General features: G+C 70.8%; 21 protein-coding genes. 4 read left to right on the top strand and 17 right to left on the bottom strand.

The window, feature by feature from the left end; all coding sequences use genetic code 11:
• Positions 1-103 precede the first annotated feature (103 nt).
• The 3 genes from ACFYR3_RS12275 to ACFYR3_RS12265 form a co-directional block, all read right to left on the bottom strand.
• The gene (locus ACFYR3_RS12275; RefSeq protein ID WP_355839412.1) at positions 104-898 is read right to left on the bottom strand and encodes a polyprenol monophosphomannose synthase; all 795 of its coding nucleotides are present in this window, start codon (positions 896-898) and stop codon (positions 104-106) included.
• Positions 899-1,438: 540 nt separating this feature from the next.
• Complete coding sequence (locus ACFYR3_RS12270; protein WP_389282674.1) at positions 1,439-3,055, bottom strand: amidohydrolase; 1,617 nt, start codon at positions 3,053-3,055, stop codon at positions 1,439-1,441.
• A 364-nt stretch (positions 3,056-3,419) separates the two neighbouring features.
• On the bottom strand, positions 3,420-3,860 hold the full coding sequence (locus tag ACFYR3_RS12265) for an Lrp/AsnC family transcriptional regulator (RefSeq protein WP_355839416.1): 441 nt from the start codon (positions 3,858-3,860) through the stop codon (positions 3,420-3,422).
• Between the two features lie 268 nt (positions 3,861-4,128).
• On the opposite strand from ACFYR3_RS12265, the gene ACFYR3_RS12260 reads away from it, so the two are divergent.
• A complete protein-coding gene (locus ACFYR3_RS12260) occupies positions 4,129-4,563 on the top strand; it encodes a hypothetical protein (RefSeq protein ID WP_355839418.1) in 435 nt (144 codons plus the stop codon).
• Between the two features lie 13 nt (positions 4,564-4,576).
• Here the strand turns inward: ACFYR3_RS12260 and ACFYR3_RS12255 are convergent, their stop codons facing one another.
• Positions 4,577-5,689 carry a phosphotransferase family protein gene (locus ACFYR3_RS12255; protein ID WP_389282671.1) on the bottom strand — a complete coding sequence of 371 codons (1,113 nt, stop codon included), beginning with the start codon at positions 5,687-5,689 and terminating at the stop codon, positions 4,577-4,579.
• A 13-nt stretch (positions 5,690-5,702) separates the two neighbouring features.
• Positions 5,703-6,815 (bottom strand): hypothetical protein, encoded by a 1,113-nt coding sequence (locus ACFYR3_RS12250; RefSeq protein WP_389282669.1) that lies wholly within the window; start codon positions 6,813-6,815, stop codon positions 5,703-5,705.
• A 198-nt stretch (positions 6,816-7,013) separates the two neighbouring features.
• Here ACFYR3_RS12250 and ACFYR3_RS12245 point away from each other — a divergent pair, with 198 nt between their 5' ends.
• Positions 7,014-7,475, top strand: a complete 462-nt coding sequence (locus ACFYR3_RS12245) for a hypothetical protein (protein ID WP_355839423.1) — start codon at positions 7,014-7,016, stop codon at positions 7,473-7,475.
• Here the strand turns inward: ACFYR3_RS12245 and ACFYR3_RS12240 are convergent.
• The 6 genes from ACFYR3_RS12240 to ACFYR3_RS12215 form a co-directional block, all read right to left on the bottom strand.
• The gene (locus tag ACFYR3_RS12240) at positions 7,438-8,610 is read right to left on the bottom strand and encodes an acyl-CoA dehydrogenase family protein (RefSeq protein WP_355839425.1); all 1,173 of its coding nucleotides are present in this window, start codon (positions 8,608-8,610) and stop codon (positions 7,438-7,440) included. The two genes, ACFYR3_RS12245 and ACFYR3_RS12240, sit on opposite strands and share 38 nt — an antisense overlap.
• Positions 8,611-8,850: 240 nt before the next feature.
• Positions 8,851-9,510, bottom strand: a complete 660-nt coding sequence (locus ACFYR3_RS12235) for a TetR/AcrR family transcriptional regulator (RefSeq protein WP_356783139.1) — start codon at positions 9,508-9,510, stop codon at positions 8,851-8,853.
• Between the two features lie 101 nt (positions 9,511-9,611).
• The gene (locus tag ACFYR3_RS12230) at positions 9,612-9,758 is read right to left on the bottom strand and encodes an SCO1431 family membrane protein (protein ID WP_355839429.1); all 147 of its coding nucleotides are present in this window, start codon (positions 9,756-9,758) and stop codon (positions 9,612-9,614) included.
• Positions 9,759-10,028: 270 nt separating this feature from the next.
• Positions 10,029-11,381: a peptidase C39 family protein gene (locus ACFYR3_RS12225; protein ID WP_355839431.1), complete on the bottom strand. Its 1,353-nt coding sequence runs from the start codon at positions 11,379-11,381 to the stop codon at positions 10,029-10,031.
• A 189-nt stretch (positions 11,382-11,570) separates the two neighbouring features.
• Positions 11,571-13,112, bottom strand: a complete 1,542-nt coding sequence (locus ACFYR3_RS12220) for an amino acid permease (RefSeq protein WP_355839433.1) — start codon at positions 13,110-13,112, stop codon at positions 11,571-11,573.
• 53 nt (positions 13,113-13,165) lie between these two features.
• Positions 13,166-14,122 carry a hypothetical protein gene (locus ACFYR3_RS12215; RefSeq protein WP_355839435.1) on the bottom strand — a complete coding sequence of 319 codons (957 nt, stop codon included), beginning with the start codon at positions 14,120-14,122 and terminating at the stop codon, positions 13,166-13,168.
• A 232-nt stretch (positions 14,123-14,354) separates the two neighbouring features.
• Here ACFYR3_RS12215 and ACFYR3_RS12210 point away from each other — a divergent pair, with 232 nt between their 5' ends.
• Together ACFYR3_RS12210 and ACFYR3_RS12205 are read left to right on the top strand one after the other, a co-directional pair.
• On the top strand, positions 14,355-15,008 hold the full coding sequence (locus ACFYR3_RS12210) for a uridine kinase (protein ID WP_389282666.1): 654 nt from the start codon (positions 14,355-14,357) through the stop codon (positions 15,006-15,008).
• 468 nt (positions 15,009-15,476) lie between these two features.
• Positions 15,477-17,342, top strand: coding sequence for an AAA family ATPase (locus ACFYR3_RS12205; RefSeq protein WP_389282664.1), 1,866 nt, complete (start codon positions 15,477-15,479; stop codon positions 17,340-17,342).
• Between the two features lie 78 nt (positions 17,343-17,420).
• Here ACFYR3_RS12205 and ACFYR3_RS12200 read toward each other — a convergent pair whose 3' ends face one another.
• The 6 genes from ACFYR3_RS12200 to ribH all read right to left on the bottom strand — a co-directional run bounded on the left by ACFYR3_RS12200 (position 17,421) and on the right by ribH (position 22,253).
• On the bottom strand, positions 17,421-18,509 hold the full coding sequence (locus tag ACFYR3_RS12200) for a hemolysin family protein (RefSeq protein ID WP_355839441.1): 1,089 nt from the start codon (positions 18,507-18,509) through the stop codon (positions 17,421-17,423).
• Positions 18,506-19,837 carry a hemolysin family protein gene (locus ACFYR3_RS12195; protein WP_355839443.1) on the bottom strand — a complete coding sequence of 444 codons (1,332 nt, stop codon included), beginning with the start codon at positions 19,835-19,837 and terminating at the stop codon, positions 18,506-18,508. Before ACFYR3_RS12195 ends, ACFYR3_RS12200 begins: the two co-directional genes overlap by 4 nt.
• 198 nt (positions 19,838-20,035) lie before the next feature.
• Positions 20,036-20,503 carry a PH domain-containing protein gene (locus ACFYR3_RS12190; RefSeq protein ID WP_355839445.1) on the bottom strand — a complete coding sequence of 156 codons (468 nt, stop codon included), beginning with the start codon at positions 20,501-20,503 and terminating at the stop codon, positions 20,036-20,038.
• Positions 20,504-20,517: 14 nt separating this feature from the next.
• Positions 20,518-21,375 (bottom strand): ATP phosphoribosyltransferase, encoded by an 858-nt coding sequence (hisG, locus tag ACFYR3_RS12185; RefSeq protein WP_355839447.1) that lies wholly within the window; start codon positions 21,373-21,375, stop codon positions 20,518-20,520.
• An 85-nt stretch (positions 21,376-21,460) separates the two neighbouring features.
• Positions 21,461-21,733: a phosphoribosyl-ATP diphosphatase gene (locus ACFYR3_RS12180; protein ID WP_030038616.1), complete on the bottom strand. Its 273-nt coding sequence runs from the start codon at positions 21,731-21,733 to the stop codon at positions 21,461-21,463.
• Positions 21,734-21,767: 34 nt separating this feature from the next.
• Positions 21,768-22,253 (bottom strand): 6,7-dimethyl-8-ribityllumazine synthase, encoded by a 486-nt coding sequence (gene ribH, locus ACFYR3_RS12175; RefSeq protein ID WP_151468514.1) that lies wholly within the window; start codon positions 22,251-22,253, stop codon positions 21,768-21,770.
• Between the last annotated feature and the right edge of the window lie 66 nt (positions 22,254-22,319).

The following is a 22,319-nucleotide window of genomic DNA, read 5'->3' as shown; positions in this document are numbered from 1 at the left end:
GCTAGTCCCGGCGCCAGGACTGCCCCGTCGACCGGTCCCGGCGTCGGGACTGCTTGCGGGCCGGTCCCGGCATCAGGACTGCCCGTCGGCCGGTTCCGATGTGTCAGGGCTGCTTGCGGCGGGCTGTGATCCGCCCGACCCGCTCGCCCACACCCCATGTGGTGACGCGCCACAGCGCCTCCACGAGGATGTCTCGGCTCATCTTGGAATCGCCCAGCTCGCGTTCGACGAAGGTGATCGGGACCTCGACGACGTGATAGCCGGCCTTCACCGCGCGGCGGGCCAGGTCGACCTGGAAGCAGTAGCCCTGGGAGGCGACCTCACTGAGGCCGAGGCCTTCGAGGGTCTCGCGGCGGAAGGCGCGGTAGCCGCCGGTCACGTCCCGGATCGGCACGTCGAGCAGGACGCGGGAGTAGAGGCTGCCGCCTCGCGAGATGAACTCGCGGGACTTGGGCCAGTTCACCACCCGGCCGCCCGGCACCCAGCGCGAGCCGAGCACGAGGTCGGCCCCCTTGAGAGCGGTCAGCAGGCGGGGAAGTTCCTCCGGCTGGTGCGAGCCGTCGGCGTCCATCTCGATGAGCACGCCGTAGCCGTGCTCCAGGCCCCAGCGGAACCCCGCCAGGTAAGCGGCACCGAGCCCTTCCTTGCCCTTGCGGTGCAAGACCTGGACGTTCTCGTCATCGGCTGCCAGCTCGTCGGCGAGCTTGCCCGTGCCGTCGGGGCTGTTGTCGTCCGCCACCAGAACGTGCGCCTCGGGCACGGCGGATCGCACCCGGCCGACGATCTTCTTGATGTTCTCCGCCTCGTTATAGGTCGGAATGATCACCAAGGCCGTGCCGAGCGGGCCGAACTGCCTCCCCTGGGCTTCCGCCGCGCGGGTCCCGTCGCCGTCGTTCACTGCTGCCCCTTCGTATCCGTACGCAGGGGTCCACCATAGTGCGCCCAACCTGCGCTGCCGCGACGCGGCGGTCCTACGGGGGTGTCGATTCCCCAAGAGGCGGGTAAGAGCGGACGCGCCGGGGCGGAGATCGCGTCCTGCGGATCGGGGCCCGGCGCCCTTCGGGCCGACCAGGGACCCGCTGGCTGCGGGTCGACCGAAAGCCGTTGTCTACTGAACGTCCGGGCCCCACCCGGGTCACACCTGCCGACTTGTCGGAACGTTCGCTCGCCTCGCGGCGCCGGCGCTGGGCCTGGCTCCCAGTGGCGGTGCGCCGGTGCGGCACACCACCCCTGACCCAGCGGCGCTGCGAGGCCGCGCGGAAGTTCCCCGGTCGGCCGTCCGGTGGTGGACCCGGCCGAACCTACCCGCCCCCTGCGGCCAGCTGTCAACACTGGCTTGATCTGCGCCTATTCCGACAAAGCCCTGGTCAGCGCCGCGGACGCGCAGGTCGAGCAACGGGGTTCCGGGCCCTGAACGCGGCCCTGGTCCCCCGGGACATCACTCGTTAGGCCGTACGAATACCGTCCGTCCGCCGACCACGGTGCGCAGGCAGACGGGCAGGTCGTTGCCGGGGGTCAGGTCAGGCAGCCCGGGAGTGCCGGAGCGGGGGTCGGTGGACCAGCGCGCGACCCGGTCGTCGGGGGCCTGCACGACGAGATGGCCGGTGCGCCACACGGCGTAGTCGGCGGGCGCGCCCGGCACCAGGATGCCCCCGTCGTCCCGTCCGACGGCCCGCCAGCCGCCCCGCGTATGGGCCGTGAAGGCGGCGCGCACGGACACCCGGTGCTCCGGCGTCCGGTGGAAGGCCGCGGCACGGACGGTGCCCCAGGGATCGAGCGGGGTGACGGGGCTGTCGGAGCCGAAGGCCAGCGGCACACCGGCGCGCAGCAGGGCCGCGAACGGGTTGAGCGTGCGGGCCCGTTCGGCGCCCAGGCGCTGGGCGTACATGCCGTCCTCGCCGCCCCACAGCGCGTCGAACGCGGGCTGCACGGAAGCGGTGAGGCCGAGTTCGGCGAAGCCCGCGACGGTCTCGGGGGTGAGCATCTCGGCGTGCTCGACGCGGTGCCGGGCGGCCCGCACGCGGGTCAGGCCGACCTTCTCGGCGGCGGCGCGGACGCCCTCGACCACGGAGGCCACCGCGGCGTCCCCGATGGCGTGGAAGCCCGCCTGGAGGCCCGCCTCGGTGCAGGCCACCACATGCGCGGTGACGGCGTCGGCGTCGAGGTGGACGACGCCGGTGTGGTCGGCGTCGAGGTACGGCTCGTGCAGGCAGGCGGTGTGCGAGCCGAGGGAGCCGTCGACGAAGAGGTCGCCGGCCGCGCCGAGGGCGCCGAGAGCACGTGCCTTGTCGACATCGCGGTCGGCCCAGTAGCCCACGACCCTCGGTCCGGGCTCCTCGCCGGCGAGCCTGAGCAAGCCGGTGAAGTCGTCCTCGGAGGAGATCTCGGGGCCCGCGCACTCGTGCACGGAGCCGATACCGAGCGAGGCGGCGTGGGCGAGCGCGGCACGCTGGGCCTCGGTGCGCTGCTCGCCACCGACCGCACCGAGGGCCGCGGCGCGCACGGCGTGGTGGGCGTCACGGGTCAGCGGACCGTCGGGCGCGTACCCGGCACGCGCCGTGACACCGGGGACCAGGTCCAGGAGCGCGCTGGTGGCCACCGCGGAGTGCACGTCGATGCGGGAGAGGTAGAGCGGACGCCCGCCGGTAGCCTGATCGAGTTCGGCACGGGTCGGGGGGCGGCCGCCGGGCCAGCGGGCCGCGTCCCAGCCGTGGCCGAGCAGCACCGGGTCGGCCGGACGGGCGGCGGCGAAGTCGCGTACGAGGGCGAGGGTCGCGTCCAGGGACGGCGCGTCGGAGAGGTCGAGGCCGGTGAGCGCGAGCCCGGTGGCGGTGGTGTGCACATGCGCGTCGGTGAACGCCGGGGTGACCAGGGCGCCTTCGAGGTCCACGACCTCGTCGACCCCCTCGGCGAAGGCGTCGGCGGCCCCTTCCGAGCCGACCCAGGCGACTTGCCCGCGTTCCACGACCATGGCGGTGGCGAAGGGGTCGGCGGGGCTGTGGACTTCTCCACCGCGCAGCAGCACGGTTTCCGACGGGACGGTGCTCTCACTCATGGGAACAGTCTCGCGCCTCCCGGCGGCCGGCCGTCGCCCGGGTGGGGTCGGTGCGGCGGCGTGGCGGGTCCGCCTGCCCGTCCGGACGACCCGCGTGAGCGACTGGGCGGACGTGCGAGCCGCCCGGAAGGACCTCCGTGATCGCGAGACGGGCCCGCGCGGCCGCGTGGACGGACCGGCGTGACCTCCCGGACGGGTTCGCGTGATCGCGCGGACGAACCTGTGCGGCGCCGCCCGGACGGACCGGCGTCACCGCGCCGTTGAGCCTGCGCGACCGCCACCCCTGGCCTGCACGGCCGCGCGGACGGGCCCGTCCGGCAACCCGGGCGGGGCGGTCACCGTACGGGGCGGGCGGGCCGGTCGGTCAGATGCGCGGCGGGCGGGATTCGTACGGTGTCGACAGGACGACCGTGGTCCGCGTCGACACGCCCGCGAGCGCTCGCAACCGCCCGAGGAGTTCCTCGAGTTCGTGCGGGGTGGAGACACGCACCTTGAGGATGTAGTTCTCGTCGCCCGCAACGCTGTGGCAGGCCTCGATCTCCGGGACGCCCGCGAGGCGTTCGGCGATGTCGTCGGGGGCGCTGGGGTCGAACGGCTTCACCGAGATGAAGGCGGTCAGGGGCAGCCCGATGGACTCCGAGTCCACGACCGCGGCGTAGCCCCGGATGACGCCACGCTGCTCCAGCCGACGCACCCGCTGGTGCACGGCGGACGTGGACAGGCCCGTGGCCTTGCCAAGGTCGGTGTAACTCATCCGCCCGTCTGCGACGAGCAGCTGCACGATCTGTCGGTCCAGCTCCTCCATGGCGCAAGAACCTACAGGGCCGCCGATCCCGCGGGATACCTCAGCGGTGCAGGTCATACCCGCTTTGTGATGTGGCTTAGAGTCAGTCGCGCGCCACCCGGCGGAGAAATTCCACCGGGCCAGGCACCTGCGGGCGGCATGTGACGAACGACACATGGATGCAACCGGGTCCGTGATGTTCACGTGATTACCGCAGAGACGGGACGGGAAGTGCTTGCTGTGGTCGAGGTCGCAGCGCCTTGTCGGCCCACCCGAGGGGGAGAATCCCATGCAGAGTCTTAAGCGCCCTGGTCGTACCGCACCCAAGCGGCAGCAGTCCGTCCTCGAGTTCGAGCCGGAGGGTGTCGAATCCGACGCCCTGGACGGCGACGAGTTCGACGCGTACGACACTTTCGAGATGTACCGGGTGATCTGCCCGGACTGCGCGCAGCCGATCGCGCTGCTGGCGGACGAGGAAGTCCTGCCGGAGCACGCGCTGTGCGCCTCCCCGTGGAACCCGTTCGGGCTCACGGTCTGCTCGGGCACGGGCCGCACGGCCGGCGAAGCGCGGCCCGCGGACGAGACCGCGGAACTCCAGGAGCAGGACACGGCCCTGCTGTTGACGCTCCCTCAGGGTCTCGACTGGCGGACGCAGCCGTTCTCCCACGTGGGCGGGCCGGGCTCGCGGCCGCTGCGCGTTCCCGAGATGCGGCGCGCGGCCTGACCGGTCGGCGCGCTCAGCGCCCGACGCCCGGTTCGTCCCAGTAGCTGCCCTGCACCATGGCCCGCAGGCTGCCGTGGTGCAGGATCAGCGTGTCCGGGTCCGGGGGGACGCTCACCTCGCCGAAGTGCGCCTGGCGGTAGGCGATGCGCAGCATGACGATCGCGTGCCGCAGGGCGGCGTACAGCGTGTAGAAGTCCATGTCGCGGGGTGTGTGGCCGGTGAGGCGGGCGTAGCGGGCCTCGACGCGGTCGCGGCGCAGGAAACCGGGCAGCCCCGGCTGTCCGAAGCCCGTGGTCAGGTCCTGGAAGAAGCGGTGGAGGTAGACGGTCCAGCCGAGGTCGACCTCGCGCGGGGCCTGCGCCGCCATCTCCCAGTCGAGCACCGCGACGGGGTCGAAGCCGTCGTAGATGACGTTCCCGATGCGCGCGTCGCCCCAGTTGAGCACCGCTTCGCCCTCGTCGCCCGGCCACAGGGTCTCCAGTCGGTCGAAAGCGCTCTCGATGAGCGGTGAACGCGACCGCCCGTCGGTCACCCACGCGTAGTAGGCGCGTTGGGCCGCGACATGCCGGCGCAGCGGGCTGCCGTCTCCGGGCAGGGCGAGGAAGTCCGCTTCCTTGAGGGGGACTTGGTCGTGGAGTCGGGCGAGGAGCGCGATCGAGGCCGCCTCCAGGTGCTCGCGTTCGAGATCGCTCGCCGCGTGCAGCCAATTGCCTTCGTACGTATAGGGCATGACGTCCGGGGGTACGCGCCCGGCGACGCGTTCCATCACGAAGAACGGTGCCCCGAGCGGCCCGGGGTCCTCCTCCAGCCATCGCACGCGCGGCACCGGCAGATCGCTGCGCTCGCCGACCAGACGCATCGTGCGGTACTGCCGCGCCATGTCGTAGACGGGGAACACGGTGTACGCGCCCGGGTCCGCCGCCAGTCTCAACGCGCACGCGCGCAGCGGTGGTTCGGGGTGTTCGATGTCGAACAGCAGGGTCTCGCTGGACAGGCCGTTGGACTCGGGGACTGTCACGTTCACCACCTCGGCGCCCGGGAGACGGGTGCCCAGCCAGGCGGTCAGCCCGCGCGCGAGTTCCTCGGGGTCACGGGTGGTCGTACGCGGGCGGGGTGCCGTGGCCATCTCGCCACTCCTCTCAGGGCGCGACCGAGTCGAACCCGGTGAAGCCGCTCGGATCGTGGCGGCCGAACGAGCCGTGCTCGAAGATCCCGTACCCGACCTGCCCGTCGAGGGTGAAGCGGGCGGCGTGGTCGGTCACCCCGTAGCGGGCGAGGGGATGGGCGGCCGGATCGGAGAGGTCGTAGACGCGGTGGTCCGTCCAGCCGCGGCCCCGCCAGGTGCCGTGCTGCCAGTCGTCGGCGGGCGGATACCCCGCACCGACCGCGAGCGGGGACGAGGCCAGCACCTCCACCCCCAGCTCCAGCGGCTTGCGGTCCACGGACCGGGTGAGGTGGAAAACGGCGGAGGTGGGCTGACGGGTGCCCGAGCGGTAGGTGATGTCCGCCTGGGGCCAGCCGAGTTGGAGGTCCCGCTCGCCGTCGCGCACGAGGGTCGCGTCGCCCAGTGAGCGGTATCCGTCGGCGTCCTCCTGGACGACGACCATCAGGAAGCGGTCCTCGAAGCGCACCGGGCACCAGATCCAGTGGAATCCCTCGGTCGGGTTCTCGGCGGCGAGGCGGCCACCCTCCTCCCCCGGGATCGGGCGCACCCCCCAGCTGCGGTCCCGGGTGCCGGTCCACTCCCCCGGGCCAACGGGTATCTCGTCGCCGCCGACGCGTATGACGCCCTCGACCCCGCCCGCCTGTACGAAGCGGCGGCCCTCCAGGGTGAGCCGGCCGCCGCGCCGCTGAACGTGGTGCGGCTCCCACAGGGCCGGGAAGTCGGCGGTCCAGGTGATGTCGTACGCCAGGGAGTCGTCGACCGAGCGCAGCCGCAGCCTGCGCAGCGGCTCCTCGACGGTGATCCTCAGGGGCCCCACGGCCAGGTTCGTCCGGTCGTCGCCGCGCGCGTCGGAGGCCCGGACGGCGTGCAGCGCGTCGCCGAGGCGCAGTGTGGCGTACGCGTCGATCACGCCGACGTTCGGATAGACGCCGAGGCCGAGGATCAGCAGGGCCCGGCCCTGGTGGTCGAGGACGTGGAAGATGCAGCGGTCGTAGGCGTTGCGGTCGCCGCCGGCGACATGCTTCATGGACAGCGGGATCTGGTGCACGGGGTACTCGTCGAGGGGGACGGGGCGGTCGTCGTTCACGTCAAGCCTCCCAGGGCGCTCGGCATTTGACGTCGCCCGGAGGGGCACGGCCCCCGGCGGCGGAATTGACGGTACGTCAGATATGGGCCGAGGACCAGACAGCGCGCTCCTGCGCGGATCCCGCAGGGGTCCCGTCGCGAACGCACGCCCGATTCCGCGGGCGGGTGACCTGTCCGCCCGCCCGAGCGTTGCCCCGGCATGAGCCCCACACCTTCCGCGACCGGGCGCCGACGCCGGATCCTCGTCCCGGCTCCGGCGGAATCGGTTCACTGGGCACCGCCGCCACCGCCACCCCCGCCGGTCCAGGATCCGCCCATCTACCGCGCCCTGATGCGCACCTGGGCCGACCGCGGCCGCACGCTGCCGGGCCGCCACGACCCCGAGTGGGTGCGTCTGGCGGCGCCCTCGGTGATGTACGGGTACGGGCAGTTCGGCGCGATCACGGAACCGCGGGGGGAGGCGCGCTTCGTCCCGGGCCGGGACCCGCACGGCGAGGGGCAGTTCAACGCGTCCCGGGACCCGCGCAACGAGTTCGGCGTGAGCACCGATGCGCGGGGCGAGTTCGGCGTGGCTGCGGACCCGCGGGGCGAGTTCGGCGCCCACCGGGACGCGCGCGCCGACGTCAGCGCGCCTCGGGACCCACGAGGTGGCGCGCGATGACCATGCGCTGGATCTGATTGGTGCCCTCGACGATCTGAAGGGCCTTCGCCTCGCGCATGTACCGCTCGGCCGGGAAGTCGGCGGTGTACCCGTATCCGCCCAGGACCTGGACGGCGTCCGTGGTGACCTTCATGGCTCCGTCCGTGCACAGCAGTTTCGCCATGGCCGCCTGCTTGGAGAAGGGCCGGCCCGTGTCGCGCAGCCGTGCCGCGGCCAGGCAGAGCGCGCGGCCGGCCTCGATCCGGGTGGCCATGTCGGCGAGCATGAAGCGCAGGCCCTGGAAGTCCGAGATCCGCCGCCCGAACTGGCGCCGCCCCGTGGCGTACGCGACGGCCTCGTCCAGCGCGGCCTGGGCCACGCCGGTCGCGCACGCCGCGATCCCGAGCCGCCCGGAGTCGAGCGCCGACAGAGCGATCGCGAAGCCCTGGCCCTCGCCACCGAGGCGTCGGCCGTCGGCGACCCGCACCCCGCCGAAGTGGACCTGCGCGGTCGGTGAACCCTTCATGCCCATCTTCCTCTCGGGCGGCGAAGCCCTCAGCCCCTCGGCGTCACCGGGTACGAGAAAGGCCGTGATGCCGCGCGAACCCTCGACGCCGGTGCGCGCGAACACGGTGTAGAAGTCGGCCACCCCGCCGTGCGTGGTCCATGCCTTGGTGCCGGTGATCACCCAGTCGTCCCCCTGCCGCACCGCCTTCGTCCGCAGCGAGGCGGCGTCGGAACCCGAGGACGGTTCGGAGAGGCAGTACGCGCCGAGGAGGCCGCCGCCGAGCATCGCGGGCAGCTGCTCGGCCCGCTGCGCCTCGGTGCCGTAGTTCGCCAGGGCGTGGCAGGCCAGGGTGTGGACGCTGACGCCGAGGCCCACGGTGAGGCGGGCCATGGCGAGCTCTTCGAGGACCTGGAGGTAGACCTCGTACGGCTGGCCACCGCCACCGAGGCCCACCTCGTACGGCAGTCCGAGCAGCCCGGATTCCGAGAGCAGCCCGAAGACCTCGCGCGGAAAGCGTCCGGCGTCCTCCTCCTCGGCCGCCTTCGGGTCGATCTCGCGCCGCGTGATGTCGCGGACGAGCGCGATCAGATCCCGCGCCTCGTCCGTGGGCAGTTGACGGTCCACCGGCTGCGGGGCGCGATCGGGCACGGCGCCGCTCCTCCCTGTTCGGGCACATCGGCGAACGCCCACCCGGGTGGAGCGGCGCCGGGTCTCACCTGGCCCAGCCGATGCTCCCGGTCCGGATCACGGAATCGGTCGACCAGCGGCCGTGGCGCCGGGAGTACGCCCGAACGGAGGCACACCCGCATCGGAGGTCGACCACCTGCCGACGGGACGGGGAATTGGTCCGAACCATTGACAGCGTGGTCTAGTCCTCATACTGTTCCCTCAGTTGTCCCGCCGGGCGTCGGGCGGGGCCGCATAGGAGGGGTCGAGTTCCTCGACAGCGCGCATCGTGCCCCCCAACATCTTCACCAGCAGTTCGCGCATCATGTCGCGCGGCAGCGCCGGGTGGCCGATCCAGTCGAGGGTGGCCCCCTCCACACTGTGCAGCCAGCCGAGCAGGGCGATGCGCGGCAGCGGTCCGATCCTGCCCCTGCCGTACGCCCCTTCGGCGATCGTCGCGACGATGGCCTCGCGCACACCCTCGCGTATCGCCTGCACTTCGGTGTCGAAGCCCACGCCACCGGCGATGATCGTGCGGTAGGCGGCCTGGTTGTGCTCGGCGTAGCGGAGATAGCCGTCGATCGTGCGCTGGACCCGCTCCACCGGAGGCAGCTCCACACCGTCGGCGGCCCGGGAGACCAGATCCGCGACCGAGTCCTCCACGATGGCGAGGTAGTAGCCGCGCTTGGACTTGAAGTAGTAGTAGATCAGCCCCTTGGCGACATGCGCCTGACGTGCGATGTCATCCATCGACAGTGCGTCGTACGACGTGTCGGCGAACAACTTCCGCCCGATGGCGATGAGTTCGGCGCGGCGCGCCAGTGAGCGGTCGGTGCCCCGCGCCCGGGGGCGGCCGACGTCACGCTGTTGACTATTATTCAATTTCGGCCCTGGTCTCCAACTGCCGACGGAACATGCGCAGTATGACAGAACCATGGCGACCGCTCATTGGGGCGCGATGGGCGGCCCTGAGGCCTACCGCCTCAGAGCAGACCGAGCTGCGTCACCAGCATCGCCACGACCACCACGAAGGTCCAGCCGAGGACGTGTTCGAGGATCTTGGGGCCGTCGTCCTTGGGGCCGCCGGTGCGGGCGCGGAGACGAGGGGCGGTGGCGGAGCTCGCGGTCATGGCATCTCGCTGACGTAGTGGTGCGGTGGCGTCCCCCGCCTCCCGTCGGCTCCCCACCCGACCCGACCACCTTGCCACCGGAGCCGCTCTCCCCGGTAGAGAGCTGGGTCACGTCCGCGCCTCGACCGGCTTCGGATCCCGCTGGATTCCAGCGGGCAGGCACCGCGTGTGGGTCTCGTCACCCGCCCGCGGACGGCCGCCGATCGGTCCCCGATGGGCGCGTTCAGGACAGGCGGGCGGCCCCCACCGGCTCGGGGGCCGCCCCTCGGATCACCGGACGCCCACCGCCGCGAGCGCCTTGCGCTGCCGCGCCGAGGGATGCGCCGGGAAGTACAGGTAGCAGACCCCGCCGGTTCCGGAGACGACCTTCCCGGAGGCGTTGTAGCGCTTGGTCCGCAGCCAGATGTTTTCCCACTCGGAGCGCTTGTAGACCCTGCGCACCGCGTCGTCGCCGGGCGACGCCGGGTCGTTGGCGATCACGTCGCCGTCCGCGGTGAACCCTATGACCGTCATGAGGTGGCCCGAGGTGCCGTAACCCGCGCCCGTCAGCTCGGTCTTGAGGAACGACTGGGACGTTATGGCCGGGATGCCGGCGGCGATCAGCGTCTCCAGGTCGGTGAGCGAACCGAGCCGGGTCACCACGCCCTGGAGGTCCTTGTACGTCGACGCGTAGGCGGCGTTGAAGGGCCAGTTGCCGCAGCCGGTGTACTGGTAGTCGTAGGTGGAGCGGGCCGCGAGGCACACCTGTGGGTCGGTGTACGCGGGGTCGACCCAGGCGAGCTGCTCGGCGGTGGGCCTGCGCCCCCAGTACTCGATGATCATCTGCGAGGAGGTGGGGCTGCACCAGGCCTCACCGCCGTTGTCGTACTCGGGGTACTGACCGGCGTGGATCTCCTGCGAATAGCGCGGAACCTTCAGCTCCTGGGCGAGACCCGGGGTCGAGGCCGGGACCGTGAAGCGGTCCGGGATGTCGGAGCCCATGGCGCCGAGCCGCCACACGGTGGGCGTGATCCTGGAGCCCGGAGTGCGGTAGAGGGTCAGGCGCAGCCGGTACGAGACGAGGCGCAGGCCGGAGGCGGCGTCGTCGATGGAGAAGGTGTCCGTCCAGATCGTGCTGCGGCCGTCGGTCTGGTCGTCCACGGAGGTGCGCCTGATGTCCTGGTCGCCGGAGGCCCAGCGGCCCATCACGTACCAGGGGGTGTCCGTGCCGTCGGAGTACGTGCCGGTCAGCTCGACCTGGAGCCAGGTGCCGGCCGGGGTGTGCGCGTTCCAGGAGGCGATGGCCTCCGTGGAGGGGACGGCGAGCCGGTGGACCGGCGAGGTCCAGGTCGCGTACTCCCAGGTGGCGGTCTTGCCGGTGTGCGGGTCGGTGTAGTCCGTGGTGCCGGCCGGGGCGGCGATCACCAGGCCGGGGCGCGCGCCCCGCACGGCCCGCGTGCCGTGTGCGCTGCCGGCGCGCCAGTCGCTGTGCGAGGTCCAGGCGTGGTTGTCGACAAGTCCGCCGGGCGCCCTGGTCCGGCGGGCCGGGGCGGCGGCGGCCGTCGGGCCCGCGGCCCCCACCGCCGCCGCGGCGACCGCGGCGGCCAGGACGATTCTGCGGGACGGCTGTTCGGCTCTGCTCATGGGTGGAGAACCCCCAGGTGTCCGGAACGGGCGGGCCCAATGCTCTGTTGTGCGCCAACTATGTACGCCGGGGGCCGACTTCTGCCAGCACTTCGGCCTGTGCCACGCCCACCAATATTGGTCGGGACCACTGGCATGACCTGGGACGCCTCGGCCCCGGCGGATACCGGGGCCGAGGCGGACGGATGATCAGACGAGGTCCATGGCGGCGACCTCGTCGGGGCGGCCGTAGCTGACGGGGCCCTGGAAACGGCGGCGCGCCGTGGCGAACCACCACACCGTCGCGACGATCAGCACCACGGCCAGGGCGATCGAGGCGTAGTTGAAGTTGTCCCCGGTGATCGGGGAGAACTGGGGCAGCATGAAGAGCACACTGCTGGCGAGGATCCAGATCACGGCCACCCAGCCGACGGGCTTGCTCCAGCGGCCCAGGTTCCAGGGGCCGGGCTGGAACTCGTCGCCGAGCCGCAGCCGCAGGAAGATCGGCACGGCGTAGGCAAGGAAGAGTCCGACGACGTTGACGCTGACGATGGCGGTGAAGGCGGTGTGCGACCACCAGGCGGGCAGGACGAGGGCCAGGGAGCAGGCGACGGCCAGCCAGACGGCCTTGACGGGTGTCCGGGTGCGCGGCGAGACGGAGTGCCACCAGCGGGAGCCCGGCATCGCGCCGTCCCGGGAGAAGGCGAAGATCTGGCGGGTGTTGCTGGTCAGGTTGGCCAGCCCGCAGAAGAGCATGGATCCGATCACGATGAGCAGAATGAACTTTGCCATGCCCATGCCAAGTCCGTCGATGAGAATCTGCACGGGCGGCGCCGAGGAGCCGGCGACCTGGTCATAATCATGAATGCTGTACACAAGGGCAAGCATCAGGATGAGCCCGGTGATCGCCGAATAGCCGATCGAACGGGTGATCCCCTTCGGTGCGTTGACCGTGGCCCGCACCGTTTCCTCGGACATGTGGAAGCTGCCGTCGAAGCCGGTGAAGGTCCAGCTGGTGACCAGCAGGCCGAGCATCCCGCCGTAAATCCCGTTCGTGAAACCGGTGTTGTTCGCGAAATGCGTGACGAACGAGACCGACTGATGGTCGTCGGGCATCACGATGAGTGTGCTCACGATCACTACGAGCCCGACCAGCAGCCACCACACGGAGATCCGGTTGAGCAGGGCGACCAGCTGCACGGTGTAGGTATTGGCCAAACCCTGGAGCACGATGATGAGCGCCGTGATCAGGACCGTCTGCTCGGCGGTCGGCTCGTACGAGTGCCACTGCAGTGCGACGAACGCCTGGATGAAGGTGGCGGCCGCGTATCCGGTGGCGGCCGTGCCGCCCACCTGACCCACGAAATTCAGCCACCCCGTGTACCAGGACCAGGCGCCCTTGTGCCGTTTGGCGAGCTTACCGGCGGAGAAATAGAGCGCCCCGCTGGTCGGGTAGGCGGAGGCGACTTCCGCCATCGCGGCGCCGATGAAGAGCACCATCACGGAGACGCCGATCCAGCCGAACACGAGAATGCGCGGGCCGCCGGCATTCAGTCCGAATCCGAAGGACGAGAAAATACCCGAAATGATGTTGATGATGGTGAAGGAGATCGCGAAATTGTCGAACGCCTGGAATCGGCGGGTGAGTTTTCGCGGATACCCCATCGCGTGAAGCGTCGCGTCGTCGTCGAAGGCGACGGAATCGTTTCCGGCGCCGGTTCTCTGTCGTGGGGGCGATATCCGTTCTGACACAACTGACCTTTCTCTCGGGGTGGTTCAGGACGTCGGGGAGGGAGGACGGCCGGTCAGCCAGCCCCCGGCACGGGAAGGCCGCAGGCGCGGCGGGCGCGGGAGAGCTGCTCCTCGGGTTCGCCGAAGACGCTCCACGGCATGCGGCAGGCGTACGGCCCCATGGCCATCAGGACCGCGCGCGCCTCGAACTCGCGCTGCGCCATGAACAGCGCGTGCGCCAGATACGCCAGGTCGAGCACGGGCGTGAAGCGGTACCCGGACGCCGCCGGCAGCCAGTTCTGGTAGATCGCGAGCGCCGTGGAACGCCACTGCGGCTGCTCCCAGGTGCGGTCGACCAGCAGCTGTGTGGGGTTGTAGCCCTCCACCAGGGCCACCAGCGGCAGCAGCCGCAGCGACGAGGTGGCGGGAGCACGCTGGCTCAGGAAGGCGGCGACGTCCCAGGCGGCGTTCACGGAGCCGCCGTAGCGCGCGAAGAAGAACGCCAGGAACCGGTGATGCCCCTCCCGGTTCCACGGGTCGAGGCGGAGGATGTGCGAGAACAGGCGCCAGGGGCCGGGCGGCTGGGTCAGCAGCCCCTGCGGGGCGGGGTCACGCAGGTCGTGCAGCCGGGCCATGGACAGCCGGGCGACCCAGGGCGTGGGATCGGCGCGGTCCATCACGGCGGCCCGGTCGCAGGCGGTCAGCGCTATGCGTTCCAGGGCCTCGGCCCGGTCGTCCTTGGCGTCGGCCGCGCGTAACGCCCGCAGCACGGCCACGCGGGCCCACATCAGCGCGGACTCCGGGGTCTGCTCCTCGGCCAGCCAGCGTTCGGCGAGGTCTGAGTCGGCGGCCTCGGAGGCGAGGACCAGGGAACGATGGGCCCGTAATCCGAAGTCGGCGCGGGTCTCCGACAGGGCTTCGTGGGCGCTCAGATAGCGGCCGGCCCGGACATCCATGCAGACGCTCGCAAGTCTGCGGTCGTCGGCCGCCGGATGCCACACATACTGCCCCTCGAATAAGCCCGCGGCCATCTTCCCCTGTCCATCCCCATACGACGCCTCGCCGTTGCGCAACAGGAACCCTACTCAGCATCCCGGAGTACCGGAACGCCCTATCTGAAATACCTGGTTCCGCAGGGTCGGGAACTTTTGGAGCAAGCCCCCGAACTTCTTGAGGATTGTTCAATGAATGGTTCAATGCGGCACTACCCTGAACCTGTGGATCCGCCGCGAACGGCGCCTCGATAGAATGTTCGCCAGGCCCATGCCCACCTCGCACCTCACCCCGGGAAGCCCCATTCACGACCTCGCCTCGCGACTGCGCCGGCTGGCGCCGTCCTGCGGTCCCGTCCGCCTGATCGGCGTGGACGGCCACGCGGGCTCCGGAAAGACCACGTTCACCGGAGAACTGGCGACGGCTCTGGGCGGCGCACCCGTACTGCACCTCGACGACATCGCCACCCACGAGGAGCTCTTCGGCTGGACCGGGCGCCTGCTCAGCCAGGTGATCGAGCCGTTCGGGCGCGGCGAGACGGCACGCTACGCCCCGTACGACTGGACCGCCCGGGAGTCCGGACCGGTCCGTGAGCTGCCGGCCGCGCCCGTGGTGCTGCTGGAGGGCGTCGGCGCGGGACGTCGCGTGTTGCGCCCGTGGCTCGCGCGACTGCTGTGGATGGAGCTGCCGCACGAGGAGGCCTGGGCGCGGGGGCGGCGACGGGACGGAGAGGCACAGAGCGGCTTCTGGGCCGAATGGGTCCGCGCCGAGCGCCGGCACTTCGCCGAGGACCCCACACGACCGTTCGCGGACCATGTGGTGCGGCAGTGTCCTGAGGGATACGAGGTGCTTCCGGGGCCCGTTGGGACGTCTGGACCGGACCAGTTCATCACTCACCGTGATGGACCATCCGCAGTGCGCTGAAGTTGTGAAGAGCCACTCCAGAGAAGTTGCCTCAGTCGCTCAACTCTGCTTGACCAGGGGGCCGTACAGGTCTTACGTTCTGAAGGAGCGGCCTTCGGGAGCCGCCCCGCAGTCGCGAAGCCCCCGGTTGTTCCCCCGTGATCGGGGGCTTCGTTCTGCCCACATCCTCTCTTTCCGGACGCCACCGGCCGTGATTCGCTCACCCTGGGTCACCGTCTCCAGTGCGCCCCATCTGCTCCCACCTCGTGGAACGGGGTGTGCGGCACCCTTCGGCAGGCCCATGAACCGCAGGTACGATGCCTCTCGGTGCGACCTTCGGACGGCTGCTCTGCCGCACCGCTTCAACTCCCGTCCGCGGCACAGTCGTTCGACCAGAGCTGCCGACGGGCACCGGCCCGGCGGCAAGGGGGGTGTCCTGATCCGCGAGGCACTCCCCGACCATCGGGGGCACGGTTTGTGGGGGACGTGATGGACTTCGGCACGCAGGGCCCCGAGGCCCCGGCCGACCTCGCCTGGCTGCGGGGTGTGGACGCCTACACGATGGGCGCCTACCCGCAGGCGGAGGAGGAGTTCCGCGCCGCGGTCCGGATGGACCCCGGTATGGCGGACGGCTGGCTCGGACTGCACGCGCTACGGGTGGACACGACGACCGCGCTGCTGCGGATGTTCCGGCACCGGGACCGCTTCGGCGAACAGCGCTCCCGCCACCGGCGCACCCTCAACTCCTGGTACTGGCTGGGCTGGTGGGTTCAGCCGGTGCTGGAGAGTCCGCGCGACCTGCTGCTCGCGCACGCCTCGCACTGGCTCGACGGACGTCATGTCCCCGAATTGGACCGGGCGTTGGCCGGCCTGCCACCGGTCGACGCGGACCACCAGGTTCGGTTCCTGCACGCGTGCCGCGCCTATCTGGTCAAGGACTGGGAGCAGTTGGTGCGGCACACCGATCCGCTGATCAACGATCCCATGCTCGGCATAGAGGCCGGACTGTTCGGCGGCATGGCGCGGGTCCGGCTGGAGATGTACGGGCAGGCCGAGCCGCTGCTGTCGTCCGCGCTGATGCGCTGCCGCAGCGAACAGCCGCAGCGCAAGGAGCTGCGGTACTGGCTGGCCCGCGCCCACGAGGGCACCGGGCGGTCCGCCGCCGCGCTGCCCCTGTACCGGGCGGTGCACCGGGTCGACCCCTCCTTCATGGACACCTCGGCGCGGCTCGCGGCCATCTCCGAGGGGGACGGGTACGACGACGCCGCGGCCGATCTCGCGGCCATCACGCTCGCCGGGATAGGGCAGGACGTGCTGGAGGGCCCGGACGGCATGGATCCGCTGTTCGGCTCCGAGGGGCGCGACCTGAGGCTCTCGGAGCCCGATCCCTCGCCGCCCGGCGGGCTGCCCGCCCAGACCGACGGCTTCCGGGAGAAGGCCGTGGTGCCGGTGCAGCCGATGCCCGCGGGACCGACCGACCCCGCCTTACTCGAAGAGGCGCTCGCCGAGCTGGAGCGCATGGTTGGCCTGGAGCCCGTCAAGCGACAGGTCAAGGCGTTGTCGGCGCAGTTGAACATGGCCAGGCTGCGCACCGGACAGGGCCTGCCGGTGCAGCCGCCGAAACGGCACTTCGTCTTCTCCGGCCCCTCCGGCACCGGCAAGACCACGGTGGCCCGCATTCTCGGCCGGGTCTTCTACGCGCTCGGGCTGCTCGGCGGCGACCATCTGGTCGAGGCCCAGCGCGCCGACCTGGTCGGCGAGTACCTCGGCCAGACCGCCGTGAAGGCCAACGAGCTGATCGACTCGGCGATCGGCGGGGTGCTGTTCGTGGACGAGGCGTACTCGCTGTCCAACTCCGGCTACGGCAAGGGGGACGCGTACGGCGACGAAGCCCTCCAGGTGCTGCTGAAGCGGGCCGAGGACAACCGCGACCACCTGGTCGTCATCCTCGCCGGATACCCCGAGGGCATGGACCGCCTGCTCGCCGCCAACCCCGGCCTCTCCTCGCGCTTCACCAGCCGCGTGGACTTCCCCTCCTACCGCCCCCTCGAACTGACCTCCATCGGTGAGGTGCTGGCGGCCGAGAACGGCGACATCTGGGACGAGGAGGCGCTGGACGAGCTGCGTTCGATCGCCGGACACGTCGTCGACCAGGGCTGGATCGACGAACTCGGCAACGGCCGCTTCCTGCGCACCCTGTACGAGAAGAGCTGCGCGTACCGCGATCTGCGGCTGTCGGGATACCCCGGCACACCGTCGCGCGACGACCTGTCGACCTTGCGTCTGCCGGACCTCATGCAGGCCTACGGGGAGGTCCTGTCGGGACGCGGCCCGCAGGATCCCTCGGCGATGTGAGAAGGCCCCGGTTCCGCCGGAGCCGTACGACCGTGACGGGTCGCACGGCCGCCGGGAACCCGGGGCCGACGCTCACGGTCAGCTCGCCAGCGCCTCCTCCGGTGCCTGGCTGGGGCGCGCTTCCGCGACCCGTACCGGCGCGACGTTGCGGTGCGCGGGGTCCCGCACCTCGCCGACCAGCAACTCCAGTACGTCCTCCAGCGTCACGAGGCCGAGGACCTTGCCGGACGCGTCGGCGACCTGGGCGAGGTGGGTGGCGGCGCGGCGCATCACGGTGAGGGCGTCGTCCAGGGGGAGTTCGGACCGCAGGGTGGTCATCGGGCGCCACATCTGCTGCGGGACCGCACGCTCGGACTCCTCCAGGTCGAGGACGTCCTTCACATGCAGATAGCAGCCCATGAAGGCGCCGTTCTCCGCGACCACCGGGAATCGGGAGTACCCGGTGCGCGCGGTGAGCGCGACGACCTGGCCCGGGGTGACCGAGGGGTCCACGGTGACCAGCGAGCCGCTGTCGAGCAGGACGTCGGTGACCGGGCGGGAGCCGAGTTCCAGGGCGTCTTCCAGGCGCTCCTGTTCCTCGGGGTCGAGAAGGCCCGCCAGTCCGGAGTCCTCGACGAGCCGGTTGAGCTGCTCGCTGGTGAAGACCGCTTCGACCTCGTCCCTGGGCTCGACCCGGAACAGCTTGAGGATCAGCCGCGCGCAGGCGCCGAGGCCCACCGTGACCGGCCGGCACACACGCGCGAAGGCGACCAGTCCGGGGCTGAGCCACAGGGCTGTCTTCTCGGGCGCGGCCATCGCCAGGTTCTTCGGGACCATCTCGCCGATGACGAGGTGGAAGAAGACGACGAGGGCGAGCGCGAGCACATAGCCGAGGGGGTGGATCACCGAGTCCGGCAGATGGACTGCCGCGAAGAGCGGCTCCAGCAGACGGGCGACGGTGGGTTCGGCGACCGCGCCGAGCGTCAGCGAGCACATGGTGATGCCGAACTGGGCCGCCGCCATCATCTGCGGGAGGCGCTCCAGGCCGTACAGGACCTGCCGGGAACGTGCGGTGCCCAGCGGTTCGATCTGGCTGCGCCGTACGGACACGAGGGCGAACTCGGCGCCGACGAAGAAGCCGTTGGCGAGCACCAGCAGGCCCGCGAAAAGGAGTTGGAGCATGCTCATCGGACGGCCTCCGGGGCGAGCGCGGTCCGCACGAGGCGGACACGTTCGGCGCGGTAGTGCCCGACCTGTCGCACCACGAGGCGCCAGCCGGGGAGCTCGGCCTTGTCGCCGGGGGCCGGGATCCTTCCGAGCAGGTCGGCGACGAGGCCTGCCACGGTCTCGTACGGTCCTTCGGGCACGTCGAGGCCTATGCGCTGCAGGATGTCCACCCGGCAACTGCCGTCGGCGTCCCAGGCGGGCCTGCCGTCCTCGGGGGGAGCGGCCGCGAGCTCGGGCGGTTCGCCCAGCACGTCGTCGTGCTCGTCGCGGACCTCGCCGACGAGTTCCTCGACGATGTCCTCCAGGGTGACCACGCCGGCCGTGCCGCCGTACTCGTCGACGACGACGGCGATCGGCTGTTCACTGCGCAGCCGCTCCAGGAGGGGCCGCACGGGCAGCGTCTCCGGGACGAGCAGCGGTGTCTGGGCGATCCGGCCGACGGGGGTGCGCAGCCGGTCGCGTGAGGGGATCGCCAGGGCGTCCTTGAGGTGCACCATGCCGACGATCTCGTCGATCCGCTCCCGGTAGACGGGGAAGCGGGACAGGCCGGTGGCACGGGTGAGGTTGACCACGTCCTCGGCGGTGGCCGACGACTGGAGTGCGCTGACCTTCACCCGCGGCGTCATGACGTGCTGCGCGGTGAGGTCGGCCAGCGACATCGTGCGGACGAAGAGGTCCGCGGTGTCCTGCTCCAGGGCGCCCGCCCGGGCCGAGTGGCGGGCGAGGGAGACGAGTTCGCCGGGGGTGCGGGCGGAGGCCAGCTCCTCGGCGGGTTCCACGCCCAGGGCGCGGACGAGCCGGTTGGCCACCGTGTTGAGCGCGGCGATCACCGGCCGGAAGAGACGGGAGAAGACGTGCTGAGGGCCGGCGACGAAGCGGGCCACCTGGAGCGGCTTGGACACCGCCCAGTTCTTGGGCACGAGTTCACCGATCACCATCTGCACGGCGGAGGCCAGCAGCATGCCGGTCACCACGGCGAAGCCGGGCACCGCGCCCTCGGGCAGCCCGACCGCCCTGAACGGGCCGTCCAGCAGCTGGGCGAGCGCCGGTTCGGCGAGCATGCCGACGACGAGCGAGGTGATGGTGATGCCGAGCTGGGTTCCGGAGAGCTGGAAGGACAGCTCCTTGAGCGACTCCACGACCGTACCGGCGCGCTTGTCGCCGTCGGCGGCGGCCTTCTCGGCCTCGGGGCGTTCGACCGTGACGAGGCCGAACTCCGCGGCCACGAAGAAGCCGTTGGCGAGAATCAGCAGGAACGCCGTGCCAAGGAGCAACAGGGGGATGGTCATGCCGCCGCCTCGCTATGTCGGAAGGGGGCGGCGCAGGTACTACAGGACGATCCGTCCATCGCTGGAGGGAGTCACTCCTCGGGTAGCAGGGGGCCTCTGAGGGCTGGAGCACATCGGAGGCGGAGGCGTCATGAAAAACGCCTCCGCCAACAGATTAATCAAGACATGGGCTCTCAGGGCAGGGTGGAAGGCCGAGAGTCATCCCTGATGTTCGCCGCGGTGCCCGTCGGGCTCGCGGATGCCACGGGCCGAAGCCAGGGCGCGCAGGGTGCGGGCGTCCTCGATGGCGCGCTGTTTGGCGATGCCCGGCTGGATACCGAGCACCGCCAGGCTGGTGCCGTCGCTGAGGTCGAGGAACACCCAGGGGTCGCCGGGACGCAGGTTGACCTGCAAGATCTCGGCCCAGTCCAGGTGCCGGCGGCTCACGATGTTGACGACGGTGACACCGCTCTCGTCGGCGACGACCTTGGGCCGCGAGAGCAGCACCAGCACGCCGAAGAGGAGCGCCGCGGTGAAGATGAAGCTGAGCTTCTCCCCCGGGCCGAGTTGCTCCAGAAGCATCGCGACCGTGGTGATGACCACAAGGATCGAGGCGCCCGCGGTGAGCAGCACGGCCCGGGTACGGGACGGGCGGAAGGTTATGGGAAGGGAGGGAAGGTCCGACATGTCCGTGGGTCCCGTCAGAGCCGGCAGGCGTGGATGGCCGTGGTCAGGATGGCCCGCGCGCCGAGCGCGTACAGGTCGTCCATGATCCGCTGGGCCTCCTTGGAGGGGACCATGGCGCGGACGGCGACCCAGCCCTCGTTGTGCAGCGGCGAGATGGTCGGCGACTCCAGGCCGGGAGTGAGCGCGACGGCCTTCTCCAGGTGCTCGGCGCGGCAGTCGTAGTCCATCATCACGTACGTCCGCGCGACCAGGACGCCCTGGAGCCGGCGCAGGAACTGCTGCACCTTGGGCTCGGCGTCCTCGGTGCGGTCGGCTCCGACGCGGCGGATGACGATCGCCTCGGACTTCATGATGGGATCGCCGAAGATCTCCAGGCCGGCGTTGCGCAGCGAGGTGCCGGTCTCGACGACGTCCGCGATGACCTCGGCGACGCCGAGTTCGATGGCGGTCTCGACGGCGCCGTCGAGGTGTACGACGGAGGCGTCGATGCCGTGGTCGGCGAGGTGCTTGGCGACGATGCCCTCGTAGGAGGTGGCGACCGTCGTGCCGTTCAGGTCCGCGATGCCGTTCGCGGTGCCCGGCTTGGCGGCGAAGCGGAAGGTGGAGCGGGCGAAGCCGAGCGGGAGGATCTCCTCCGCGCTGGCTCCGGAGTCGATCAGGAGGTCGCGGCCGGTGATGCCGATGTCGAGACGCCCGGAGGAGACGTAGATCGCGATGTCTCGGGGGCGGAGGTAGAAGAACTCGACCTCGTTGCCCGGGTCGACGATCCGCAGTTCCTTGGACTCCCGGCGCTGCAGGTAGCCGGCCTCATGCAGCATGTCCGCCGCAGGTCCTGAGAGGGAACCCTTGTTGGGGACGGCGATGCGCAGCATGAGGTCGGCTTCCTTTGCTCGAGGTTGTTCTGGAGTGGGTGGGACGGGTGGACGTGCTCGGTGGGGGCGCTGCTGAGACCGGCCCCTACAGATGCGCGTACACGTCGTCGAGGGAGATTCCGCGCGCGACCATCATCACCTGGACGTGGTAGAGCAGCTGCGAGATTTCCTCGGCGGCGGCGTCCTTGCCTTCGTACTCGGCGGCCATCCAGACCTCTGCGGCCTCTTCGACGACCTTCTTGCCGATGGCATGAACGCCCTTGCCGACCAGCTCGGCGGTACGCGAAGTGGCGGGATCGCCCGTGGCGGCCTTGTGCTGGAGCTCGGTGAAGAGCTCCTCGAACGTCTTATTGGACATGGTGGTCCTCACCCTACGCGCTCGGTGCCGTACCTCAGTGCCAGGGTTCGGATACTGAGCGGAGGGTGGCCGCCGTCGCCACGGCGGCCGTCACCGCCTCGTGCCCCTTGTCCTCGTTGGAGCCCTCGATGCCCGCGCGGTCCAGGGCCTGCTCCTCGGTGTCACAGGTCAGCACACCGAAGCCGATGGGGACGCCGGTGTCGATGGAGACCTGGGTGAGGCCCTGGGTGACGCCCTGGCACACATACTCGAAGTGGGGGGTTCCGCCGCGGATGACGACGCCGAGCGCGACGATCGCGTCGTAGCCTCGGCCCGCCAGCACCTTGGCGGCGACCGGCAGCTCGAAGCTGCCGGGGACCCGCAGCAGGGTCGGCTCGTCGATTCCCAGCTCGCGCAGGGCGCGCAGCGCGCCGTCGACGAGACCGTCCATCACCTTGTCGTGCCACTGTGCCGCGATGACCGCGACCCGCAGGTCGCCGCAGTTGCGTACGGACAGTTCGGGTGCACCCTTGCCGCTCACGTCTCTCCTTCAGTCCCGCTGTGCTGTATTGCCGATGATCCTGTGTTACCGGTGGTGCTGTGTTGC

The organism is Streptomyces sp. NPDC005784 (assembly GCF_042871525.1).
GTDB lineage: Bacteria > Actinomycetota > Actinomycetes > Streptomycetales > Streptomycetaceae > Streptomyces.
The sequence above is the reverse complement of the archived record's forward strand: the minus strand, read 5'-3'. Positions and strand labels throughout refer to the sequence as shown.